The 6,170-nt window shown below is 39.6% G+C and carries 6 protein-coding genes; all 6 read right to left on the bottom strand.

Annotated elements, in window-relative coordinates; genetic code table 11:
- Positions 1 to 103 precede the first annotated feature (103 nt).
- Positions 104 to 1,435 (bottom strand): UDP-N-acetylmuramate--L-alanine ligase, encoded by a 1,332-nt coding sequence (gene murC / locus FFM66_RS05915; RefSeq protein ID WP_137605301.1) that lies wholly within the window; start codon positions 1,433 to 1,435, stop codon positions 104 to 106.
- A 136-nt stretch (positions 1,436 to 1,571) separates the two neighbouring features.
- Positions 1,572 to 2,036, bottom strand: coding sequence for a SprT family protein (locus FFM66_RS05910; RefSeq protein ID WP_137605300.1), 465 nt, complete (start codon positions 2,034 to 2,036; stop codon positions 1,572 to 1,574).
- A complete protein-coding gene (locus FFM66_RS05905; RefSeq protein ID WP_137605299.1) occupies positions 2,033 to 4,216 on the bottom strand; it encodes a Tex family protein in 2,184 nt (727 codons plus the stop codon). The genes FFM66_RS05910 and FFM66_RS05905 overlap by 4 nt, the downstream gene beginning before the upstream one ends.
- A gap of 111 nt (positions 4,217 to 4,327) precedes the next feature.
- Positions 4,328 to 5,062, bottom strand: a complete 735-nt coding sequence (locus FFM66_RS05900; protein WP_048605107.1) for a metallophosphoesterase — start codon at positions 5,060 to 5,062, stop codon at positions 4,328 to 4,330.
- A 313-nt stretch (positions 5,063 to 5,375) separates the two neighbouring features.
- The gene (locus FFM66_RS05895) at positions 5,376 to 5,750 is read right to left on the bottom strand and encodes a VOC family protein (RefSeq protein WP_048605106.1); all 375 of its coding nucleotides are present in this window, start codon (positions 5,748 to 5,750) and stop codon (positions 5,376 to 5,378) included.
- 12 nt (positions 5,751 to 5,762) lie between these two features.
- Positions 5,763 to 6,155 carry a DUF1149 family protein gene (locus FFM66_RS05890; RefSeq protein ID WP_048605105.1) on the bottom strand — a complete coding sequence of 131 codons (393 nt, stop codon included), beginning with the start codon at positions 6,153 to 6,155 and terminating at the stop codon, positions 5,763 to 5,765.
- Positions 6,156 to 6,170: the final 15 nt, after the last annotated feature.

The raw sequence follows: 6,170 nt of genomic DNA, 5'->3' as shown, positions 1-6,170 counted from the left end.
GTTCTTATTTTAATACAAAAAAATAATCCAGATGCCAATCAATTTGACTGGTATCTGGATTTTTCATTAGGACTTATGTCCCAAGCTCTTTTATCATTAAAAATTACAGAACATTCCGTGTCGTGTTGCTCAATAATTTTTCATAAGCATATTCAAATTTTTGAACGTCACCGGCACCCATAAAAATAACTACTGCATTTTCATAGTCAAGTAGGGGCGAAACATTTTCCTCTTTGATTACTTGTCCGCCTTTTTGGATTTTGTCTCCTAAATCTTCAATCTTGACATTGCCTTTCGTTTCCCGTGCAGAGCCAAAAATGTCACATAAATAAACATGGTCAGCTAAATCCAAGGCTTCTGCGAATTCATCCATTAAAGCAATCGTTCGTGTGAAGGTATGGGGTTGGAAAACGGCAATGATTTCTTTGTCTGGGTATTTTTGACGAGCACCGTCGATCGTTGCTTTAATTTCAGCAGGATGATGCGCATAATCGTCTACAATGGTCATATCAGCAACTTTTTTTTCACTGAACCGGCGCTTAACACCTTGGAAAGAAAGCATTTCATCTGCAACCTCTTGCATATCAATTCCTTCCAAATAAGAGATACCAATTACACCTAGTGCATTGAAAATATTGTGTTGTCCAAAAGCCGGCAATTCAAAATGTCCGATAAATTTGTCTTGGATGTAAACATCAAACTCTGATCCTTTTGTTGTCCGTTGGATATTTCGCGCTTGAATGTCGTCGTTTTCATTAACCCCATAGTAATAAATAGGCACATCTGCTTCCAATTTCCGCAGATATGGATCATCACCAAAAGCGAAAATACCTTTTTTCACTTGGCTAGCCATCGTTTGAAATGCGGAGTATACATCCTCAATACTCTTGAAATAATCAGGATGATCAAAATCGATATTCGTCATAATTGCATAATCAGGTGCATAGGCTAAGAAATGCCGACGATATTCACAGGCTTCAAACGAGAAAAATTCTGCATTCGGTACACCGTGTCCAGTTCCATCACCAATCAAATAACTGGTTGGACGAACACCACTCAACACATGAGCCAACAAACCGGTAGTACTGGTTTTCCCGTGGGAACCGGTGACTGCGATACTGGTATAATCTTGAATGAAACGCCCGATGAAATCATGATAACGAATCACTTCAAGACCTAATTCTTTTGCCCGAACAATTTCTTCGTGGGTATCAGGAAAAGCATTTCCGGCAATCACAATCATGCCTTCTTGAATGTTATCTGCACTAAATGGTAGTAATTTGATATGATTTTTTTCTAAATCTCTTTGTGTAAAGAAATATTCTTCCACATCGGAGCCTTGTACGCGATAGCCTTTTTCAAAAAGGACCAATGCAAGAGAACTCATGCCTGAACCTTTGATTCCAACAAAATGATACAATTTATCGTTTTTCATTTATTCTATATCCTCTTTTCTCGATTTGCCTCTGCTCGATAGAGTATTCTTCTTTCATACATTGACACGACCATCATTATCTAACAAATCCTCCAAAATTTCAACGAGTTTATCCGAATTTAATGAATCGTCAAACTCACGACACACTTTCTAAAGGCTGGACATCTGTTTGTAGCAATTGTAATTTTCCTCTACAACGGCCGCAAACATAACGTTGGGTATTGATTTTTCGCTGTCTTTTTATCTTTTGTCCGCATTGTTGACACTGATACGTCAACTGTTTTCCAACTGTCGCTGGGGCATAACGACTGCCACCGGTTTCTGCCAATAATTTTTTAAAATCTTGATCTTTATGGCGATACCCTTTATTTTGCAAATGCAAATGGTAGTGACACAACTCATGTTTGATGATTCCCACGATAGCTGACTTATCCGCTGACAAAAACATTTTTTCATTGAAATCTAAATGATGATCTGACAAGTGATACCGTCCGCCGGTTGTTCGCAAGCGAGTGTTAAAAAGCGCACGATGAAGAAACGGACGATGGAAACTTTCTAAGGAAATTTTTTCCACTAACTGTTGTAATTCTTCTTGGGTCATTTTGATTTTCCAGGATCAAGCATCGTCAAACTGATGCGTCCTTTTTTTAAATCTACTTGTTCAATCCAAACCGTAACAATATCTCCCACTGCAACCACATCTTTGGGATGTTTCACGAATTGATTGCTTAGTTTGGAAATATGAACCAGTCCATCTTGCTTCACACCGATATCGACAAAAGCACCAAAATCAATTACGTTCCGAACGGTCCCTTTTAATTCCATTCCCGGTTGCAGATCTTCCATCGTCAACACATCTTTTCGTAGCAATGGTGCTGGCATTTCGTCTCGCATATCCCGTCCCGGTTGCAACAATGCCGCTAAAATATCCTTCAAGGTTTCCTTACCGGCATCAATTTTCCCATTCAAATCATTGACCGATACTTTTGAAAGCCGTTCTTTAGCAGCTTCCGTTCCTAATTCTCCAAGGGATACATCCAGCAGAGCAAGAATTTCTTTGGCAACCCCATAGCTTTCTGGGTGAATGCCTGTATTATCCAAAATATTTTTGCCATTTGGAATGCGTAAAAATCCGATAGCTTGTTCAAAGGCTTTTGGTCCTAAGCGAGGAACTTTTTTTAATTGTGTTCGTTGAGTGAACGCCCCATTTTCTTCACGATAGGTGAAAATATTTTGTGCAGTCGTTTTATTCAGTCCGGAAACGTGTTGCAACAACTGTGGGCTGGCAGTATTCACATCTACTCCTACTTGGTTAACAGCTGTTTCAACAACAAAATCCAATTGTTCAGCCAAACGTTTTTGTGAAACATCATGTTGATATTGCCCGACACCCACCGCTTTGGGGTCAATCTTCACTAATTCAGCAAGCGGATCTTGCAATCGACGTCCAATACTGATTGCGCTGCGTTCTTCTACCTGCAAATGAGGAAATTCTCCCCGAGCAATATCGCTGGCAGAATAAACAGAGGCTCCGGCTTCATTTACAATGACGTAAAAAACTTCCCGAGAGACTGTTTTTAATTGCTCGGCGACAAACTGCTCAGACTCACGACTGGCAGTTCCATTTCCAATCGCAACCATGTCCACCTGATATTTTTCAATCAAACGAATAAAAGCAGGACCGGCAGCTTTGCGTTTTTCCTGATTGGCTGGTTTATGAGGATAAATCACTTCAATTGCCAACACTTTTCCTGTGGCATCTAAAACCGCCAACTTGCACCCAGTTCGATAGGCAGGGTCAAAACCAAGCACGACTTTCCCCTTCAAAGGTGACTGTAATAGCAAGTTTCTCAAATTTTCACCAAAAATATGAATTGCCTGCTCATCCGCTTTTTCCGTCAATTCATTACGAATTTCCCGCTCGATTGCTGGACCGATAAACCGTTTATACGCATCTTGATAGGCTTCTGTAACAAAAGGAGTCGCCACTGAACGGCTATCTTTAATTAGTTGCCGTTGAAGATAGTCAAAAATTGTTTGCTCATCCACGACTAGCGAAACTTTTAAAATATCTTCTTTCTCTCCTCGATTCGTGGCTAAAATCCGATGTGAAACGATTTTACTGATGGGCTCAGCAAAATCATAATACATTTCATAAACTCCTTTTTCATCCTTCTCCTGATCCTTCACACTGCTGGTGTAGCTTCCTTTATTAAAAGTAAACGAACGAATCCAGGTACGGAATTTTGCTTCATCACCAAATTGTTCTGCCAAAATTTCATGGGCACCGGCTAAAGCTTCCTCCCCAGTAGTGATTTCATTTTCGCCTACGAATTCTAATGCTTTTTGAAAAACATCTTCCTTTAACGGAAATGTCAGTAGCCATTCTGCCAACGGTGCAAGACCCCGTTCTTTGGCAATCGTTGCTTTGGTTCGGCGTTTTTGTTTATAGGGACGATAGAGATCCTCCACTTGCTGCATCTTGGTTGCCTGCGTGATAGCTTGGGTCAATTCCGGCGTTAATTTTTCTTGTTCATCAATCAAACGCAGAACTTCTTTTTTCCGTTTTTCAATCGTTTCTAAATAATTATACCGTTCTTCGATTTCACGAATTTGAACTTCATCAAGATTCCCGGTTGCTTCTTTTCGATAGCGTGCAATAAAAGGAACCGTGTTGCCTTCATGCAGCAAAGTCAAAACCTTTGTCTGCTGTGCTTTCGTATATTGTGTCAATTCTTTTTGTAATAAAAGAAGGATTTCTTGATTCATCATCTCTGCCATTTTATTTCTACATTCCTTTCCTTTTACTGAGTTATTTTACCACAAAAAAAGAGTTGCAGCAGTCAAATCTACAACTCAAACCCTCTCGGTATGTCCTGTTGATGGGAAAAATTAAAAATCCGGTTGCCAAGGTCCTCGCAGATTTTGATACTCGATATCTTGCAGAATACCTTTTTCATCAAATACCACACCGTGAACGGAACCGCCAAAAACTGCTCCCCCATCAATGCCGATTTTATTATCTGATAGCCACAAATCAGTCGTCTGCATATCGCCATGAAGCATTGGTGTAATTGTATGACCAAAGACGATGGTTTTCCCTGTATTGTTTTTTCCCTCATGAAAAGGTTCCCTGATCCAAATAAAATCATGGTCACTGGTATCATGCCAATCTTTTTTTGTTAAATCGACACCGGCATGTACAAAAATATACTTTTTCCACTCATAATACAAAGGACGCTCGATTAAAAAAGCAACTAATTCTGAGTAGCGGCTGCGAATCATCATCGCAATCTCGGTAGGAGAATATTCCTCCGTGGCGCCTTTATGCAGCAGACTTTCCATCGTTTCTTTGCCACCATTTCGAAGATACGCTTGAAACCAATCTTCTGGGTGAACCAAAAATTGCAAAAAATATTCTTCGTGATTCCCCCGCAAATAAATGGCTCCATATTTTTCAACCAGTTCTTTCCCTAATAAGAAGCACTCCTTAGAATGAGGTCCTCGGTCGTTCAAATCCCCAATCAGCACCAACTGATGCAATGTCGGGTCAAAATTTGCCACTTCTTTAACAAATAAATCATATTCTCCATGAATATCGCTGATGGCAAACACGTAAGGTTTCATCTTCATCGCTTCTTTCTTTTTCTTTAGTATAACAAATTCGTAAAAATAGTAAAAAAATTACCCATTTTTAGTTTTATCGGTTCTTAACAAAAAGTAAAAATCATTGCGGAACATTCTCTTTCCTTGATAAACAGGTATACTAAAAGAAGAATGGAAGCGAGGAATTGCGTGAATCGACTAAAACAGACATTCCAACGTGTGACAAAAGAATTAAAAGAAGCCGTAGCGACTGGTGCGATTGCAACGGACCAAGCAGGATTTTCTAAAAAATGAAAAAGGACCCGTTCCTTGTGAACAGCTCCTTTTTCATTTTTTAGTTTAGTTCACTGACAGCATAATAATTTTCATCATTGTCAGCAAAGTTAAAGACTAATCGTTCTTCGAGTTGAACCATTTCGCCTACTGTGACACCTAATCCCTGCATTTTTTTATACAATGAAAGAACGTCTTTGGCAAAAAACATAATTGACGGTGTGTTGGAAGCAACTTCCGGTGAATGCTGCATAATGAATTCTCGATCATACAACACAAACCGCGCTTGCGCATTTTCAGAAGAGGCAATTTCAACTACTGCTGTTCCATCAACTTCTTGGCGATCAACAACAACAAAATCCAAGGCTTCCCAAAATTTTACCGAAGCATCGACATCTGTTACATACAGCATAATCTGCATTTCTGTACTAAACATTTTTCTTTCCCCCTACTGTTCCGTTTCAGGTTCTGATTTAAAATTCAATTTGATACCCGGTTCATCCGTTGTAATCTCCGTTACTTCGTAGGTCAAGCGCTTCACGATATCAAACAAAGGAGCGACCAATTCATCGATTTCTGCTTTTGTGACATCTTCTTGTGCTTTGATTTGACGGTTGATCACATGATTGATTTGACTTACTCTTCCTGCAAGAATAAAGGCATCAAACACAAGACGAAATTCCAATCTTGCACCCAAAATACTGTTGGTCTTAGGATAATTCGGTTCACTTGCTTCCAATGGGGCAAAGCCCACCTTTAATTCAGTTTGATATTCTTTGTCAGGAACACGTTGATCATAATGATACGCTTCCACGACAGGTTTTTGTCTTTGGATTTCCAAACGACTCACTCTCCT

Origin of the sequence: Enterococcus songbeiensis (assembly GCF_005405265.1) — a bacterium.
GTDB classification, from domain to species: Bacteria; Bacillota; Bacilli; order Lactobacillales; family Enterococcaceae; genus Enterococcus_C; species Enterococcus_C songbeiensis.
The sequence above is the reverse complement of the archived record's forward strand: the minus strand, read 5'-3'. Positions and strand labels throughout refer to the sequence as shown.